Below are 16,279 nucleotides of genomic sequence, written 5' to 3'. Positions count from 1 at the left end.
CGCCGCCCGCGGGGGACCCACAGCGCTGACGCGGGGTGGTCCGGGACGACGGCCGCCCCGCCCCGGCCCGAAGGCGGTCAGACCGCCGAGCGGGCCCACTTCTGGTTGTCGCCCGCGTTGCAGGTCCACTGCTCCAGCGCGGTCCCGTCGGCCGTGGACTGGTTCACGACGTCCAGGCACTTGCCACTGTGCCGCGCGACGAGCCGTACATGTCCCGGTGTGTCGCTCGGCTCGGCCTTCCACTGCTGGGAGGGCGAGCCGTCGCAGGTGTGCTGCACGGCGTACGCGCCGTCGGCGGTGGAGGCCCCGGCGACGGCGAGACACCTGCCGCTGTGCCGGGCCATGATCTGGACATAGCCGGAGCCCAGGTCCTTGAACCAGAAGTGCTGGTTCACGCCGCTGCCGCAGCCCCACTGGACCAGCCGCGCGCCGTCGGAGGTGTCGAAGTCCGCCACGTCGGCGCACTTGCCGCTGTTGCGGGCGGTCAGCGTCTCCCAGGGACCGTCCATCCCGCGAACGGTTCCCGCCGCGGTGTCGACGGTGATCTGCGGGGAGTAGTCCATGGTCATGGTGGTGCTGGTGGGGAACTTCAGGGGCAGCCACACGTACTGGGAGTCGTTGACCGTGCCGCCCATGGAGTTGCCCCAGCGGTCGCCCATGTAGAGGTAATCGGTGCCGGCGGAGCCCTGGACCGGGAGGACGTAGGCGGTCTGGCTGCGAAAGGCCGTTCCGTCCCCGACGTTCCTGAGATCGCTCCACGTGCCGGTGACGCTGGTGGATGTGGCGTACTTCTGCTGGTTGGGGGACCAGCCGGTGGCTCCGGAGGTCAGCAGGAAGTACACGCCGCCCCGCTTGAACAGGGCCGGCGCCTCACGCCACTGGCCCGACCACAGCTTCTGGACCTGTGACTCGACCCCGGTGTAGTCCGCGGTCAGCCGGTACACGTGCAGGTCGGCGTTCTCGTTGGCGGCCGAGACCATGTAACCGGTGCCGTCGGTGTCGACGAAGGTCGTGATGTCCCGGGACATGTGGCCCAGCGGGCGGAAACTGCCGCGCCAGTCGTAGTCGCCGTCCACGGTGTCCGACACCGCGACCGCGGCGCGCGCCTCACCGTAGTCGGAGCCGTTCTCCTTGTGCATCCACATGACGAACCGCTGGGTGGCGCTGTTGTAGATGACCTTGGGGCGTTCGATGTTGGCGCCGTCGAGTTCCGGATCGGAGGCCTCGGTGAGGACGTGGTGGCGGAACTCCCAGGTCTTCAGGTCGGTGGAGCGGTAGGCGGACACGTACCGGAAGGTGTTGTCGCTGTTCCGGTTCTCGCCGAACCAGTAGTAGTACGCGCCGACCTTGATGACGCCGCCGCCGTGGGCGTGCACCGGGTTGCCGGACGGATCGGTGAACTGCGTGCCGTTGGTGAGGGTCACGGGGGCGGCGTGGGCGGTGCCCACCGCCGTGACCAGGGACAGAAGGAGGGCGTAGACGAGTGCCGCCGTCCCGGAGATCATGCGTCGCATGGCGCGATACCTCGCGTGGGGGAGTAGTGGAGAGGTGCGGGTGTGGTCGTCCCGAGTTTCATGATCACGAAATGTTTTCGTAAACATCTCGTAGCCGGAAGTGTGGGAGGGGCGTGGGACCCTGTCAAGAAGCCGGGTGACGGCGGACGGGCTTTTTGACCCCGCACCGTGGTTGCGTCAACATGCGGTGAGGCGTGAGAGCTCGCGCCCTCGCGGACCCCGGGGAAGGAACGGTCGAAGGTGGCGGACAAGGTGACCAGGACGCCCCGCTCGCGGCCGCCCCGCAAGTGGCCCTCCATGGCGGAGGTCGCGGCGCACGCGGGCGTGTCCTCGCAGACCGTCTCGCGCGTGGCCAACAACCACGACAACGTCGACGAGACGACCCGCGCGAAGGTCCTCGCCTCCATGCGGGAGCTCGGCTACCGCCCCAACGCGGCCGCGCGCGCCCTGGTCACCGGCAAGTTCGGCGCGATCGGCGTGGTCAGCTTCGACGTGGGCGCGCACGGCAACGCCCGCACCCTCGGTGCCATCGCGGACGCGGCACGCGAAGCGGGATTCTCCGTCAACTTCATGGGCGTGCGCGCGCAGACCGAGGCCGCGGTCCGGCAGGCGTTCCAGCACCTCATGCTGCAGTCCGTGGACGGCATCGTGCTGATCGAGTCGCAGATGCTCGACACCCCGTCGCTGCATCTGCCGCCCACGATGCCGGTGGTCGTCGCCGACGGCGCCACGGGGCACGAATACCCCAACGTCGACTTCGACCAGGCCGGCGGCGCCCGCAGCGTGGTCAGCCATCTGCTGGAGCTCGGGCACCGCACCGTCTACCACGTCAGCGGTCCGCGCGACTCCTTCGCCGCCCGGCGCCGCGCCGAGGCGTGGGAGCGGACGCTGGTCGCCGCGGGCGCCCCGGTGCGCCCGACCCTGTACGGGGACTGGACCCCCGCGTCGGGATACCTCGCCGGGCGGACCCTGGCGCAGATCCCTGACGCCACGGCGGTCTTCGCGGCGAACGACCAGATGGCGCTGGGTGTTCTGCGCGCCCTGCACGAGGCCGGGCGGTCCGTCCCGGGCGAGATCAGCGTGGCGGGTTTCGACGACGTTCCCGAAGCCCGCTACTTCGAGCCGCCGTTGACCTCGGTGCACCAGGACTTCGACGTGGTGGGCCGCCACTGCGTGACCTTGCTGCTCGAGCAGATCGAACGCCGCGGCAACGGCCCGCGGCGGCTCGCCGTGGAGCCCACCCTCGTGGTGCGGGCCAGCACGGCCCCTCCGCCCGTCTGACGCGGCGGTGGCCCCCGTCGCGGGCGCAGGACGTCTTCGATCAGCCATCGCCCGTGCCTTCGGGCGGACCTGACACCTCTCCGTACCCCTCGACGGCCCTTGCCTTCGCCGAATTCCGTGCGTTCGGCGCCCCCTTGTGCTTGACGCCTCTCCGGCGGTGGTGCAACCATCGAGCCCGCCGATGATTACGTAAACATGGCAACGTGAACATGCCTCGTCGGCACGGACCCTCCCGCCCCACCCGGGGCCCTTCGCACCGAAGCCCCTGCCTTCTTCCTCAGTTCCCGACCGGTCGGTCACCGACGCAAGGAACCACCATGACGCTCCTGTCGACGTCAGCGGAGGCGGCCCCGCCGCCCCGCCGCCGAACCCGTTTCCCTCTGCGCAAAGAGGCTCTGGTGGGGTGGGGGTTCGCCGGTCCGTTCGTCGCGGTCTTCGCCCTGGTGTTCCTCGCGCCGATCGGATACGCGCTGTACCTGAGCCTCTTCCGGGACCGGCTCGTCGGCGGCACGTCCTTCGTCGGCCTCGACAACTACACCGAGGCGTTCGCCGACGCCCGCTTCTGGGAGGGCCTCGCCCGGGTCGGGCTCTTCCTCCTCGTCCAGGTGCCGGTCATGCTCGGCATCGCCCTCTTCGTCGCCCTGGCACTCGACAGCGGCCGGCTCTACGGCAAGACCTTCTTCCGGGTCTCGGTCTTCCTGCCCTATGCCGTGCCCGCCGTCGTCGCCAGCCTCATCTGGGGCTTCATGTACGGCACCCGCTTCGGCCTCGTCGGCAACGTGAACGACGCCTTCGGGATCACCCTGCCCGACCCGCTCTCCCCGTCCCTCGTCCTCGCCTCCATCGGCAACGTCGTCACCTGGGAGTTCGTCGGTTACAACATGCTGATCTTCTACTCGGCGCTCAAGGTGGTGCCCCGCTCGCTGTACGAGGCCGCGGCCATCGACGGCGCGGGGGAGTGGCGGGTCGTGCGCTCGGTGAAACTGCCCGCGATCCGCGGCGCCCTCGTCATCGCCACGATCTTCTCGATCATCGGCAGCTTCCAGCTCTTCAACGAGCCGAGCATCCTGCAGAAGCTCGCCCCCAACGCCATCACCAGCGACTTCACCCCGAACCTCTACACCTACTCGCTGTCCTTCTCCGGCCAGCAGCACAACTACGCGGCCACCGTGGCGATCGTGATGGGGGCCGTCACGGCGGTCATCGCCTACGCGGTCCAGCTGCGCGGCATGCGGAAGGGCTGAGCCGATGACCGTCTCCCTGAACACCCCGGCGGCCGCCGATCCGGCCGGACCCGACACCACCGAGCCGGCCTCCGCCCGCTCCGCCGCGCCGCGGCGCCGCAAGCGGCCCCCGCACACCCCGCTCCACCCGCGGCCCAGCATCCCGCTGACCCTGGTCACCGGCCTGGTCCTCGTCTACACCCTGCTGCCCCTGGCCTGGCTCGTCGTCAACGCCACCAAGAACCAGAAGGGACTCCTCGACTCCTTCGGTCTGTGGTTCGCCGACGACTTCGACCTCTGGGACAACATCACCCGCACCCTCACCTACGACGACGGAGCCTTCGTCCGCTGGCTGCTCAACACCCTGCTGTACGTCGTCGCCGGCGCGGGCGGCGCCACGGTCCTCGCCGTCCTCGGCGGCTACGCCCTCGCCAAGTACCGGTTCCCCGGACGCAAGGCCGTCTTCGCGGTCGTGATCGGAGCGGTGGCCGTGCCCGGCACCGCCCTGGCCGTGCCCACCTTCCTCATGTTCAGCAAGATGGGCCTGACCGACACCCCGTGGGCCGTCATCGTCCCCTCCCTGATCTCGCCCTTCGGCCTCTACCTGATGTGGGTCTTCGCCGCCGAGGCCGTCCCCACGGAACTCCTGGAGGCCGCCCGCATCGACGGCTCCGGTGAGCTGCGCACCTTCTTCCGGATCGCGCTGCCGCTCCTGATGCCGGGCACAGTGACCGTGCTGCTGTTCTCCATGGTCGCGACCTGGAACAACTACTTCCTGCCGCTGATCATGATCAAGGACCCGGACTGGTACCCGCTCACCCTCGGCCTCAACGCCTGGAACGCCCAGGCCCAGACCGCCGGCGGCGAGGCCGTCTTCGACCTCATCATCACCGGCTCCCTGCTGACGATCGTGCCCATCGTGGCCGTCTTCCTGCTGCTGCAGCGGTTCTGGCAGTCCGGCCTGGCCGCGGGCAGCGTCAAGGAGTAGCCCTCCCCGTTCTCGCACCCCCGGCCGAACGCCCCCTTCTCCGTCCTTCCACCCGCACCTCCCACCAGGAGCACACCCCATGAGAATCCGCACACCCCGCAGACTCCTCGGCGCGCTGGCCGTGGCCTCCGCCCTCGCCCTCACCGCCACCGCCTGCGGCTCCTCCGGCGGTGAGGCGGGAGACACCGGCCCCAAGGACGTCGCGGCCGCGCTCGAGAAGGGCGGCAAGGTGACGGTGTGGGCCTGGGAACCCACCCTGAAGAAGGTCGCCGCGGACTTCGAGAAGAAGTACCCCAAGGTCGACATCCAGCTGGTCAACGCGGGCACCGGAGACAAGCAGTACACCGCCCTGCAGAACGCCCTGGCCGCCGGCTCGGGCGCCCCCGACGTCGCCCAGGTCGAGTACTACGCCCTCGGGCAGTTCACCATCGGCAAGTCCGTCGAGAACCTCGCGCCCTACGGGGCCACCCGGCACGCCAAGAGCTTCACCCCCGGCCCCTGGAACGCCGTCCACCAGGGGAAGGACATCTACGCCCTGCCCATGGACTCCGGCCCCATGGCCTTCTTCTACAACAAGAAGGTCTTCGACAAGCACCACATCAAGGTCCCCACCACCTGGGACGAGTACGTGACGGCGGCCCGCGCCCTCCACAAGGCCGACCCCAAGCTCTTCATCACCAACGACACCGGTGACGCCGGTGCCACCACCAGCCTGATCTGGCAGGCCGGCGGCCGCCCCTACCGGGCCGAGGGCACCGACGTCGGCATCGACTTCGGCGACGCCGGAACCAAGAAGTACACCGCCACCTGGCAGAAGCTCCTCGACGAGAAGCTCGTCGCACCGATCACCTCCTGGAGCGACGCCTGGTACAAGGGGCTGGCCGACGGCTCCATCGCCACCCTCTCCATCGGCGCCTGGATGCCCGCCAACTTCAGCTCCGGCGTCCCCTCCGCCTCCGGCGACTGGCGCGTCGCACCGCTGCCGCAGTGGACGAAGGGCGACACCGCGAGCTCCGAGAACGGCGGCAGCTCGCTCGCCGTCCCCAAGGCGGCCAAGAACAAGGAGCTCGCCTACGCGTTCGCCGAGTACGCCACCACCGGAGCCGGAGCCGCCACGCGCGTCGCCGACGGCGCCTTCCCCGCGACCCGCGCCGACCTCGAGTCCCAGGCCTTCCTCGACACCAGGTTCGACTACTTCGGAGGGCAGAAGGCCAACCGGATCTTCGCCGAGTCCGCCCGCAACGTCGGCACCGGCTGGACCTACCTCCCCTACCAGGCCTACGCGAACTCCGTCTTCAACGACACCGTCGGCAAGGCCTACGTCTCCGGGACCAAGCTCTCCGACGGGCTCGAGGCCTGGCAGGAAGCGAGCGTCAAGTACGGCGACGACCAGGGATTCACTGTCAACAAGTAGACGCGGCCGTGCCCGGCCGCCCCACAGGCGGCCGGAGCCATCACAGGACTCGGTTCGGTCCCGCACCCGCCGCAATGCTTCAATGGGCCGTCGTCCCGGCCGCTGTCGCAAGGAGAAGCGCTGTGCCCCTGGTGTCCGTCGTGATGCCCGTATACAACTCGGCGGCCACGCTCGGCGCGGCCGTCCGGTCGGTGCTCACCCAGACCCACACCGACCTGGAGCTGCTCGTCACCGACGACCAGTCGTCCGACGACTCCATGGAGCTGCTCAGGGAGTTCGCCCGGCAGGACGAGCGCGTCCTGCCACGCTCGGCCCCCGAGCGCGGCGGCGCCGGCAAGGCGCGCAACCTCGCGATCGAGCGGGCCCGCGGGGACTACGTCGCGTTCCTCGACAGCGACGACATGTGGCTGCCCGAGAAGACCGAGCGGCAGCTCGCCTTCGCCGCGGAGGGCAGCGCGCCGCTGACCTTCACCTCGTACTTCAAGATGGACGCGGACCACGCCGGCGAGAGCACCGACTTCGAGCCGAACGGGCGCGTGATCCGGGCCCGGGCGCACGTCGACTACCGCGCCATGCTGGTCAAGGACTACATCGGTGCCCTGACCGCCATGTACGACCGCACCGTGCTCGGCACCCGGCTGATGCCGGAGATGCGCAAGCGGCAGGACTACGCCCTGTGGCTGTCGATCATGCGCGACGGCGCGGACGCCCGGGGCCTGGCCGAACCGCTGGCCGTGTACCGGGCCCACCAGGCGGGCTCGCTCTCCTCCAACAAGCTGTCGCTGGTCCCGTACAACTGGCAGCTGTACCGCGAGCACGAGCAGCTGTCGGTTCCGCGCGCCACGAAGGCGCTGGCCGGTGCGGTGTGGCAGTCGGTGCGCAACTCGCGGATCTAGTGATACGTTCCTGCCGCCGTGCAGTGCCGCGAACCGAGGAGGTGAGTCCGATCAACGTTTCGACAGGTCGGGCCTCCCTCCCTCCGCATGGCTGAGGGAGTACCCGCAGGGGCATCCCGAAAGGCATGAATCGCTTTGCGCATCACTTCTGAGACGTCGTCCGGCGGTGTCCGTGAACAGCTCTTCACCCTCGGTGAGATTCCCGGTGTCCTGTGGACGCCGGAAGGCGCCGTCGGGACGCGTCCGCTCGTCCTGATGGGACACGGCGGCGGCCAGCACAAGAAGGCCCCCGACGTTCTGACGCGTGCGCGCCGCTTCGTGACCGAATGCGGCTTCGCGGTCGTGGCGGTCGACGTCCCCGCTCACGGCGACCGGCCGAAGGTCGAGGAGTACGACCGGATCGCGACCGAGAACCAGGCCCGCGTGGCAGCCGGTGAGGAGCTTGCTCCGCTGATCGCCGGCTTCCAGGCGCTCGTGGCCCGCAGGACCGTGCCGGAGTGGCGGGCGGTCCTGGACGCGGTCCAGCGACTCGAGCACGTCGGCGCCGGTCCGGTGGGCTACTGGGGAGTCTCGCTCGGGTGCGGGCTCGGTGTCCCCTTCGTCGCTGCCGAACCCCGGGTCCGCGCGGCGGTGTTGGGGCTCGGCGGGGCGCTCGCCTCGGCCGGGGACGCCGCGCGGATCACCGTCCCGGTGGAGTTCCTGGTGCAGTGGGACGACGAACGGGTGCCGCGGGCCCAGAGCCTGGCACTGTTCGACGCCCTGGGCTCGGCCGAGAAGGCGCTGCACGCGAACCCCGGCCGGCACGGGGAGGTCCCGGCGTTCGAGCTGGACAGCACGCTGAGGTTCTTCGCCCGGCACCTCGGCTGACCCGCTCGCCCCGTACACGGGAAGAGTTCACGGCCGATCCGTGCTGGTGGCGTCCCCCGGCAGCGCCTGCCGGTAGAGCGCCACCAGCACACCGTGCACCGGCTGACCCTCCGCGTCCTCCTCGGTCTCGTCGACCAGTCTCGTGAGTGTCTCGCCGAGTTCTCGCGCCTGCGCCGGGCCGAGGCGCAGGTGGCGCAGCGTCAGGTGGGGCTCGACGGGGGAGCGGTCCAGCTCCTGGGCGACCGCGGTGAACATCGCGGCGGTGCCCGCCCCTTGAGGCTCGGCGACGACCATGCGGCGGGCCGTGCGCTGGTAGTACTGCTCGGTTCCGCCGCGGACCTGGCGGGTCTCGGCGATGTGGACCAGGCCGGCCTCGCGGAGCACCTTGAGGTGGTGGGCCACGTTGCCCTTCTTCGCGTCGAGCTGCAGCGCGAGCCGGCTGATGGTGGCAGGCCGCCGGCCCAGGGCGAACAGCAGCCGCTGGCGCAACGGGTGGGCGAGCGCCGCGAATTGCTCGGGCGCGCCGATCTCCAGGAAGTCCTCGGGAGGCGGCAGATGGGGAGGCTGATCTCGCATATGGAAAGTGTCTAAACTCGTTGACGCTTTCGCAAGGGCAGTGCTCTACTCCTGTCCATGACGACCCCGACGAAGCTCGCGCCGGCCCCTGTCATCGACGAGACGATACGGCTGCTGACCGAGCACTACGTCTTCCCCGAGACAGCCGAACAGGTCACCGGCGTGCTGCGCCGACGCCTCGCCGAGGGCGCCTATGACGTCGACGATGCCGAGGAGCTGGCCCGCCTCGTCACGGCGGACCTGCAGTCCGTCAACAACGACCGGCACCTGCGGCTGAAGCACCACGCCGAGCCGATCCGGGCCGAGAAGGGCGCGGCCACCCTGGACGCCATGCGCCGGGAGTTCGACGCCTCGCTGGGCGGCGCGCCCCGGGTGCAGTTGCTCGACGGTGGTGTCGCCGTGGTGGAGCTGGCGCCGATGCTGTTCCCGCTGGATTGGGCCGCCGAACCGCTGAGCGCCGCGCTCACCCTGGCCTCCCGCGCGCAGGCCCTGATCCTGGACCTCCGCACCAACCGGGGCGGCGACCCCGACACCGTCGCCTTCGTCTGCAGTCACCTCCTCGACGAGCGCACCCACCTCAACACCATGTACTGGCGCGACGGCGACCGCCGCGAACAGTCCTGGAGCCAGCCGCACGTACCCGGCGCCCGCTTCGGCGGCACCAAGCCCCTCTACGTGCTGACGAGCGACACCACCTTCTCCGCCGCCGAGGAACTGGCCTACGACCTGCAACAGCTCGGCCGTGCCACCGTCGTCGGCGAGCCGACCCGCGGCGGCGCCCACCCCTGCAACGGCTGGACCCTGCACCCCCACCTCGAAGCGACGATCCCCGTCGGCCGCGCCATCAACCCCGTCTCCCTGACGAACTGGGAAGGCACGGGCGTCCGGCCCGATGTCCCCTGCACCGCGACGGACGCCCTGAACCACGCCCACACCTTGGCCCTCACCAGCCTGAAGGAGTGACCGGGGGTCCGGTCCCGCCCGGCCGACGTCGCGTCGCCCAGGGGCTGACGAGCCATCAGACCCCCGCACTCTCCTCCACCTTGACCGGCACCGAGGCAGACGGTCCCGGCTTACGGCGTCCGGGCATCCACCAGTTGGCCTTGCCGCACAGTTCCATCACCGCGGGGACGAAGACCATCCGGACGATCGTGGCGTCGATGAGGACGGCCACCGCCATGCCCAGGCCGCCCTGTTTCACGGCGACGTCGGGGCCCAGCAGTGACGTGGTGAAGACGGCGATCATGATGGCGGCCGCGGCCGTGATCACCTTGGCCGTGCGCGCCAGGCCGCGGGCGACGGCCTCGCGGGTGTCGCCCGTGCGCGCGTACTCCTCACGGACCCGAGAGATCAGGAAGACCTGGTAGTCCATCGACAGGCCGAACAGGATCGGGAACATCATCATCGGCGTCCACGTCGTGACCGGCATGGCGGCCGGGAAGCCGAGGGCCGTGCCGAGCCAGCCCCACTGCACGACCGCCACCAGCACTCCGTAGGCGGCACCGATCGACAGGAGGTTCATCACGGCCGCCTGGAGGGCGATCGTGACGGACCTGACCAGTGCGATCAGCAGCACCATCGACATCGCGACGACGACCACGATCATCAGCGGCAGGCGCGATCCGACCTCGTCGGCGACATCGATCGTGCCGGCGTTCGGACCACCGACCAGGACCCGTTCACCACCGGGCGTCCCGGGCAGCACGTCGTCACGGAGCCGGTGCACCAGGTCGGCGGTCGCCTCGTCCTGGTACCCCGTCGTGGGGAAGGCGACGAAAGTGGCGGCTTTCCCGTCCGCGCTGACCCGGGGCGGCGTGGCGTGCGCGATGCCGTCGGTTCCGGCGACCGCCGCGGCGACGGGGCCGAGGTCGGTGTCCTCCGAGTCGATCTCGGCGGCGAAGACCAGAGGCGCGCCGTAGCCCGGCCCGAACCCCTCGGCGAGGATCTCGTAGGAGATGTAGCTGCTCCGGTCACGGGGCTGGACACTGGCGTCGGGCTGGCTCAGCCGCATCGACAGCGTGGGCACGGCCAGAATCAGCAGCGCCCCGCCGGCGAGGAGCGCGGCGATCAGCGGCCTGCGCTGCACGACCCGGGCCCAACGCTCCGCGAGCGTACGGCGCTTCGGAGACCGTGCGGCGGCGGACCCGTCGCGGCGGGAGGAGCGGCGTGGCAGGCGCAGCGCGTTGATCCGGTGCCCGGTGAAGCCCAGGAACGCGGGCAGCAGCGTCAGCGCGGCGATCATCGTGACCAGCACGGTGAGCGACGTGGCGACGGCCAGCCCGGTCATCAGCCGCTGGCCCATGACGAACAGGCCCATGAGCGCGATCACGACGGTCGTTCCGGCGAACAGCACCGCGTGCCCCGCGGTGGCGATCGCCTCGGCCGTGGCGCTCTCGGGATCGGCGCCGTCCGCGAGGCCGTCCTTGTAGCGGGTCACGATGAAGAGCGCGTAGTCGATGCCGACGCCGAGCCCGATCATCGCGCCGAACGTCAGGGCGAAGTTCGGTGCGGGGACGAGATGCCCGACCAGCTTCATCAGCGCGAGTCCGCCCACGATCGCCAGGAGCGCCGTCACCATCGGCAGGCCCATGGCCACGAGCGATCCGAAGGCGATGAACAGGATCACCGCCGCGGCCAGGATGCCGACGCTCTCGGCCGGCCCCTGCGGCGGCGTCTCGGCCTTCTCCGCCATGTAGCCGCCCAGCGCCAGCGTCACCCTCGCGTCGGAGGCCTCCTTGACCGCGTCCACCAAGGGCTTGACCTCGCTCTTCTCCACCTCCTTGGCACTCAGCGGGATGGACGTGCGGGCGATGCGACGGTCCCGCGTCACCAGGCTCCGGTCCTGGTACGGCGATGTCACCGGTCCCGTCACCGGTGAGCCGGCCAGCCGGGCGACGACCTTCTCGATCTTCCGCCTGACGGCCGGATCGTCGATCCCCCGGTCGGCCCTGATCGCCAGGGTCAGCGTGTCCCCCTGCTCCTCGGGGAAGTGCTTCACCATCAGCTGCTGCGCCTTGGCCGACGGGGAATCGCCACCGGAGAAGTCGTTGTCGGGGGCAGCCCCGTATCCGAAGCCGGCGAACGCCACGGCGAGTACGCCGACGATCCAGACCAGGAGCACCAGGCGGCGCCGCCGGAAGCAGAAGCGGCCCAGTCCGGCCAGGGTCCCGCCCGCGGGAGTGGTGTCGAGAACCATCATCGTCTCCTCGGGTCTCCGTCCGTTTCTCACTCGGACGCGCCCGCGTAGTCGCGGCCGCGGGCCGTCCGGCCGGTGCGACGTCCGCGCACCAGGGCCAGTCGCCCGAGCACCACCGCGAGAACCCCCAGCACGACGGCGACGACGCCGCCGATCACCCCGTTCCCGGTGCCGGGACCGCCGTCGGCGACAGCCAGGTTCACCACGCCGACGACCACGCCGATCAGCCCCGCGACCAGGGCCACCACGGCGCCCTTCCCGCCGTTGCCGCTGCCGACCCGGCCGGCGGATCGGGCCAGCGCCAGCCCCCCGACGACCATGCCGGCCAGTGCCACCAGCGCGGCGCTCGTCCCCACGAGACGACCCGAGGTCAGGTCGTAGGCGTCGGCGGCGAGCGAGTGGACCGAGGCGTGCGGGGCCGCTGGTGCGGCAAGCACGTGACGGACGGACATGAGGTGCTCCTTCTCCTCGTAGGCATCCCGTTTCGGGATCTCGTCGGATCGTGTCTCCCGGACCCACCGCAGGTCGTCCCGCGGGCGGACGCACTTCGGGCTGCCGCCGACGCCGTACGCGGCTGCCGCGAACGGCGCAGACACCGCCCGGCTACCGCAGACGTGGTAGCGGGAGTTCGTCCGGCGGCGGGACTCGGCCGCGCATGACGCCCGGCTAGGGTTCCCGCATGGTCATACGACGGTTCGGCGTCCCGACCGGTGTCCCGGCCGTCGTCGGGGACTGGGCGATCGCCGTGGCAGTGGCGGGGCTCATGCTGGGCACCGGGTGGACCGGGGAGCACCCCGGCCCGGGACCCGACGCGCTCGGCCGCGTGCTCCTGGCGGCCGGCGGACTTGCGCTGGCCGCGCGCCGCCGCGCACCGGTCGCGGTCCTGGCCGTCACCGGAGTGTGCGCCGTCGGCTACCAGGCCATGGGCTTCGGCGCGCTCTCCGTCGCGTACCTCGTCGCGGTGTACAGCGCAGTGCGGGCCGGGCGCCGGACCGTCACCGTGATCGCCTCCGTGGCCCTGCTGGTGGCGCTCCAGCTCACGGCACTGGCCTTCCGCGCGGGGCCCGCGGGCGAGGTGCTGGTGCGGGCCCGCAGCACCCTGGAGATCGCCTGGCTGGTCGCCGCCTTCGCCGCCGGAGAGGCGGTGCGCCAGGCCGAACAGCGGGCGGACGAGGCCGAACGCACCCAGGAGGAGACCGCGCGCCGCCGCGCCGACGAGGAACGGCTGCACATCGCACGGGAGTTGCACGACTCCCTCACCCACCAGATCTCCGTCATCAAGGTGCAGTCGGAGGTCGCCGTCCACGTCGCCCGCAGACGGGGTGAGCAGGTGCCGGAGGCACTCCTGGCCATCCAGGAAGCGGGACGCGAGGCCACGCGGGAACTGCGCGCGACCCTGTCGGTGCTGCGCGACGACGACACGGCGCCGCCGCGCGGCGTCGGCGACATTCCGGAACTCGTGGAACGGGCCGGCAGGACGGGCCTCGAGACGACCCTGACGATCGAAGGACAGCGGCACGACGTGACCACGACCGTGGGCCGGACCGCCTACCGCATCGTCCAGGAGTCGCTCACCAACATCGTCCGGCACGCGGCCGCCACCACCGCGTCGGTCCGCATCGACTACCGGCCCGACACCCTCGCCCTCCGCATCGACGACGACGGCAAGGCCACACCCACCACCGCACCGGTGCCCGGAGTCGGCCTGCTCGGCATGCGCGAACGCGTCACCGCCCTCGGCGGCCTGCTGCGCGCCGAACCCCGCGACGAGGGCGGCTTCACCGTCCAGGCCGAACTCCCCGTGGAACGGACCCCGTGATCCGCATCCTGCTGGTCGACGACCAGCCCCTCATCCGCAGCGGGTTCCGCGCGCTCCTCGACCTGGAGGAGGACATGGAGGTCGTCGCCGAGGCCGCCGACGGCGAGGAAGGCGTCGCACTCGCCAGGAAACACCTGCCCGACATCGCGCTCATCGACATCCAGATGCCCGTCGTCGACGGCATCGAGGCGACCCGGCGCATCGCCGCGGACCCCGCCCTGGCCCAGGTCCACGTCGTCATCCTGACCAACTACGGCCTCGACGAGTACGTGTTCGAGGGGCTGCGCGCCGGGGCCGCCGGATTCCTCGTCAAGGACATCGTCCCGGACGACCTGCTGCACGCCGTCCGCGTTGCCGCACGCGGTGACGCCCTGCTGGCCCCCTCGATCACCCGCAAACTCATCGACAGATACGTGTCCGAACCGCTCACCACCGGTACCCCGAAGGAACTGGAGGAGCTCACCGGCCGCGAACGCGAGGCCGTCGCCCTGGCCGCCCGGGGACTGTCCAACGACGAGATCGCCGACCGCATGGTGATCAGCCCGATGACGGCGAAGACCCACATCAACCGCGCCATGACCAAACTCCACGCCCGGGACCGCGCCCAACTCGTCGTCCTCGCCTACGAATCCGGCCTGGTCACCCCGCGCACCTGAGACGGCCGACCTGGGAGATCGAGGCGAGACGCCCTGGTCAGGGGCCTGGCGGGTGGCCGATAAGGTGAAGCGATCAAGTGATCATTCCGACTGGAAGGCCGCGACGGCACCGTGACCGAGCCCCGCCCCCACACCCTCTTCTCCTTCGGCACGCTGCTGGACCAGCGGGTCCAGACCGCACTCTTCGGCCGCACCGTACCGACGACCGCGGCATCGCTCGCCGGCCACGCGACCAGGCCCCTCACGATCACCGACGCGTCCGTGATCGCCACCAGCGGCCAGGAGGTGCACCTCACCCTGGAGCGCAGGATCGGCAGCACGGTCGAGGGCGCCGTCCTGCACCTGACCGACCGGGAACTGGCCGCCGCCGACGACTACGAGGTCGACGACTACGCGCGCCGCCGCGTGCTCCTCACCTCGGGCGAATCCGCCTGGGCCTACCTCGACTCGAAGCCGCTGCGCCCGGCGGCACGCATCGTCATCGTCGGCGACAGCATCGCCTACGGGCGCTGCGACCCCCAGGGCGGCTGGGCCGGCCACCTGGCGGCGGCGCACATCGCGTCCGACGAGAGCGCGCACCGCGTCTTCAACCTGGCCATCCCCGGCAGCACCCTGGCGGATGTCAGCGAGCAGACACCGCCGCTCCTGGCTCCCCGCCACCCCGACACCCTCGTCGTGGCCGCGGGGATCAACGACTCCGCCGCAGCCCCTGACGGCGACGAACTGCCCCACATCACCGGCCACCTCGACGCCCTGGCCGCCACGGCCCATCGTCACAACGCGCGCCTGGTCATCGCCGGACCGGTCTGGCTCGACGAGTCACGAACGGGCGACTACGAAGGCCTCCGCTTCACCGTGGCACGGGCGCGCACGCTGCGCGCCACCCTGATGACCTGGTGCCAGGACCACCACATCGACTACCTCGATCTGTGGGAGCCCCTCCGTGACCGCCCCGACCTGCTCGTCGACGGCCTGCACCCCGACGCGGAGGGCCACAAGGAGCTCTACCGGCAGCTGAGCGCCCACTCCTGCTGAGTCAGGCGCCGACGACCGGGGCGTCGAGGCCGGAGTCGGCTTCGGCCGGCTGGAAACCGGCCTCGGTCAGGATGTCGGCCGCCACCCCGCGGCCGACTCCGGCCAGGCCGACCAGCAGGTCCTCGCAGCCGATCCGATCGGAGCCGTTGCGCTGCGACCGCGCTTCGGCGAGGGCGATGGCCTTGCGGGAGTAGGGCGTCCAGGCGATGCGCTCGGCGGCCTGGGAAGCGCCCATGCTCAGCCGGCTCCCGACGGAGCGGTGGACCGCGTCGGGAGAGACGCCCGCGTCCTGAAGGAGCCGGGTGGCGCCGTTGTCCTGCGCGGTCAGCCCCCACAGCAGATGCTCCGTGCCGATGTAGTTGTTGCGGTGCTGCACCGCCGCCAGCTTGACCTGGGTCATGGCCTGGCCGAGGTCGTCGGTCATCGTCTCGGGGCTGTAGCGCTTGTGCGGCGCGTGGAAGCGCTGCTGGACGGCCTGCCGGGTCACCCCCAGCGCCGATCCGATGTCCGCCCACGAGGTGCCGTGCATCCGGCAGTGTTCGACGTAGTCCTCGACCAGGTCGTCTGCCAACGCCTGCATCTGGCCCGCGAGTTGGGAGGCGACGGTCAGCAGTGCGAGCCAGTCGGGCTGTTCCTGGTCGCCGGGACGGAGCGCGTTGCCGCATCTCCGGTCGACTTCCGCGATGAGGTCGTCCAGGTCCGGAAGAGTCATAGAGGCAAGGAGGCCTTGACACTTCCGAAGTGTCAAGGCGAACTTGCCTGAACTGTCGGGCGGTTGGCAGAGCTCCTCGCCTTCGGCCCTACGGACCCTCCC

General features: G+C 70.8%; 15 protein-coding genes. 10 read left to right on the top strand and 5 right to left on the bottom strand.

All coding sequences use genetic code 11. The annotated features are described in order from the left end of the window. Positions 1 to 77: 77 nt before the first annotated feature. On the bottom strand, positions 78 to 1,514 hold the full coding sequence (locus ACFW9D_RS02285) for an RICIN domain-containing protein (protein WP_384616818.1): 1,437 nt from the start codon (positions 1,512 to 1,514) through the stop codon (positions 78 to 80). A gap of 297 nt (positions 1,515 to 1,811) precedes the next feature. On the opposite strand from ACFW9D_RS02285, the gene ACFW9D_RS02280 reads away from it, so the two are divergent. From ACFW9D_RS02280 to ACFW9D_RS02255, 6 genes are all read left to right on the top strand, one after another. Beyond that, on the top strand, positions 1,812 to 2,795 hold the full coding sequence (locus ACFW9D_RS02280) for a LacI family DNA-binding transcriptional regulator (RefSeq protein WP_384616921.1): 984 nt from the start codon (positions 1,812 to 1,814) through the stop codon (positions 2,793 to 2,795). A 317-nt stretch (positions 2,796 to 3,112) separates the two neighbouring features. After that, complete coding sequence (locus ACFW9D_RS02275) at positions 3,113 to 4,039, top strand: carbohydrate ABC transporter permease (protein ID WP_384616816.1); 927 nt, start codon at positions 3,113 to 3,115, stop codon at positions 4,037 to 4,039. A gap of 4 nt (positions 4,040 to 4,043) precedes the next feature. Next, on the top strand, positions 4,044 to 5,006 hold the full coding sequence (locus ACFW9D_RS02270) for a carbohydrate ABC transporter permease (RefSeq protein WP_384616814.1): 963 nt from the start codon (positions 4,044 to 4,046) through the stop codon (positions 5,004 to 5,006). Positions 5,007 to 5,085: 79 nt separating this feature from the next. After that, positions 5,086 to 6,420 carry an ABC transporter substrate-binding protein gene (locus tag ACFW9D_RS02265; protein WP_384616812.1) on the top strand — a complete coding sequence of 445 codons (1,335 nt, stop codon included), beginning with the start codon at positions 5,086 to 5,088 and terminating at the stop codon, positions 6,418 to 6,420. 122 nt (positions 6,421 to 6,542) lie between these two features. Further along, a complete protein-coding gene (locus ACFW9D_RS02260; protein ID WP_384616811.1) occupies positions 6,543 to 7,316 on the top strand; it encodes a glycosyltransferase family 2 protein in 774 nt (257 codons plus the stop codon). Positions 7,317 to 7,451: 135 nt separating this feature from the next. Then, a complete protein-coding gene (locus tag ACFW9D_RS02255) occupies positions 7,452 to 8,183 on the top strand; it encodes a dienelactone hydrolase family protein (RefSeq protein WP_384616809.1) in 732 nt (243 codons plus the stop codon). Between the two features lie 27 nt (positions 8,184 to 8,210). Here ACFW9D_RS02255 and ACFW9D_RS02250 read toward each other — a convergent pair whose 3' ends face one another. Beyond that, the gene (locus ACFW9D_RS02250; RefSeq protein ID WP_384616807.1) at positions 8,211 to 8,759 is read right to left on the bottom strand and encodes an ArsR/SmtB family transcription factor; all 549 of its coding nucleotides are present in this window, start codon (positions 8,757 to 8,759) and stop codon (positions 8,211 to 8,213) included. A 57-nt stretch (positions 8,760 to 8,816) separates the two neighbouring features. On the opposite strand from ACFW9D_RS02250, the gene ACFW9D_RS02245 reads away from it, so the two are divergent. Beyond that, on the top strand, positions 8,817 to 9,722 hold the full coding sequence (locus ACFW9D_RS02245; protein ID WP_384616805.1) for a S41 family peptidase: 906 nt from the start codon (positions 8,817 to 8,819) through the stop codon (positions 9,720 to 9,722). A gap of 55 nt (positions 9,723 to 9,777) precedes the next feature. Here the strand turns inward: ACFW9D_RS02245 and ACFW9D_RS02240 are convergent, their stop codons facing one another. Both ACFW9D_RS02240 and ACFW9D_RS02235 read right to left on the bottom strand, forming a co-directional pair. Next, a complete protein-coding gene (locus ACFW9D_RS02240) occupies positions 9,778 to 11,955 on the bottom strand; it encodes an MMPL family transporter (RefSeq protein WP_384616803.1) in 2,178 nt (725 codons plus the stop codon). 29 nt (positions 11,956 to 11,984) lie between these two features. Then, positions 11,985 to 12,407, bottom strand: a complete 423-nt coding sequence (locus ACFW9D_RS02235; protein ID WP_384616801.1) for a DUF6223 family protein — start codon at positions 12,405 to 12,407, stop codon at positions 11,985 to 11,987. A gap of 227 nt (positions 12,408 to 12,634) precedes the next feature. Here ACFW9D_RS02235 and ACFW9D_RS02230 point away from each other — a divergent pair, with 227 nt between their 5' ends. The 3 genes from ACFW9D_RS02230 to ACFW9D_RS02220 all read left to right on the top strand — a co-directional run bounded on the left by ACFW9D_RS02230 (position 12,635) and on the right by ACFW9D_RS02220 (position 15,465). Beyond that, a complete protein-coding gene (locus tag ACFW9D_RS02230) occupies positions 12,635 to 13,774 on the top strand; it encodes a sensor histidine kinase (RefSeq protein ID WP_384616799.1) in 1,140 nt (379 codons plus the stop codon). Next, the gene (locus tag ACFW9D_RS02225; RefSeq protein ID WP_384616797.1) at positions 13,771 to 14,430 is read left to right on the top strand and encodes a response regulator; all 660 of its coding nucleotides are present in this window, start codon (positions 13,771 to 13,773) and stop codon (positions 14,428 to 14,430) included. The genes ACFW9D_RS02230 and ACFW9D_RS02225 overlap by 4 nt, the downstream gene beginning before the upstream one ends. A 111-nt stretch (positions 14,431 to 14,541) precedes the next feature. Beyond that, entirely contained in the window at positions 14,542 to 15,465 is a 924-nt protein-coding gene (locus ACFW9D_RS02220) for a GDSL-type esterase/lipase family protein (protein WP_384616795.1), read from the top strand. Position 15,466: 1 nt separating this feature from the next. On the opposite strand, the gene ACFW9D_RS02215 is transcribed toward ACFW9D_RS02220, so the two are convergent. Next, on the bottom strand, positions 15,467 to 16,177 hold the full coding sequence (locus ACFW9D_RS02215; protein ID WP_384616794.1) for a Clp protease N-terminal domain-containing protein: 711 nt from the start codon (positions 16,175 to 16,177) through the stop codon (positions 15,467 to 15,469). Positions 16,178 to 16,279: the final 102 nt, after the last annotated feature.

Origin of the sequence: Streptomyces sp. NPDC059524 (genome assembly GCF_042749255.1) — a bacterium.
GTDB lineage: Bacteria > Actinomycetota > Actinomycetes > Streptomycetales > Streptomycetaceae > Streptomyces > Streptomyces xanthii.
The sequence above is the reverse complement of the archived record's forward strand: the minus strand, read 5'-3'. Positions and strand labels throughout refer to the sequence as shown.

Bases quoted from the DNA above. Each gene is read 5' to 3' on its own strand.
- ACFW9D_RS02285 (WP_384616818.1), bottom strand. From the start codon at position 1,514: ATGCGACGCATGATCTCCGGGACGGCGGCACTCGTCTACGCCCTCCTT.
- ACFW9D_RS02280 (WP_384616921.1), top strand. From the start codon at position 1,812: ATGGCGGAGGTCGCGGCGCACGCGGGCGTGTCCTCGCAGACCGTCTCG.
- ACFW9D_RS02275 (WP_384616816.1), top strand. From the start codon at position 3,113: ATGACGCTCCTGTCGACGTCAGCGGAGGCGGCCCCGCCGCCCCGCCGC.
- ACFW9D_RS02270 (WP_384616814.1), top strand. From the start codon at position 4,044: ATGACCGTCTCCCTGAACACCCCGGCGGCCGCCGATCCGGCCGGACCC.
- ACFW9D_RS02265 (WP_384616812.1), top strand. From the start codon at position 5,086: ATGAGAATCCGCACACCCCGCAGACTCCTCGGCGCGCTGGCCGTGGCC.
- ACFW9D_RS02250 (WP_384616807.1), bottom strand. From the start codon at position 8,759: ATGCGAGATCAGCCTCCCCATCTGCCGCCTCCCGAGGACTTCCTGGAG.
- ACFW9D_RS02245 (WP_384616805.1), top strand. From the start codon at position 8,817: ATGACGACCCCGACGAAGCTCGCGCCGGCCCCTGTCATCGACGAGACG.
- ACFW9D_RS02240 (WP_384616803.1), bottom strand. From the start codon at position 11,955: ATGGTTCTCGACACCACTCCCGCGGGCGGGACCCTGGCCGGACTGGGC.
- ACFW9D_RS02235 (WP_384616801.1), bottom strand. From the start codon at position 12,407: ATGTCCGTCCGTCACGTGCTTGCCGCACCAGCGGCCCCGCACGCCTCG.
- ACFW9D_RS02230 (WP_384616799.1), top strand. From the start codon at position 12,635: ATGGTCATACGACGGTTCGGCGTCCCGACCGGTGTCCCGGCCGTCGTC.
- ACFW9D_RS02215 (WP_384616794.1), bottom strand. From the start codon at position 16,177: ATGACTCTTCCGGACCTGGACGACCTCATCGCGGAAGTCGACCGGAGA.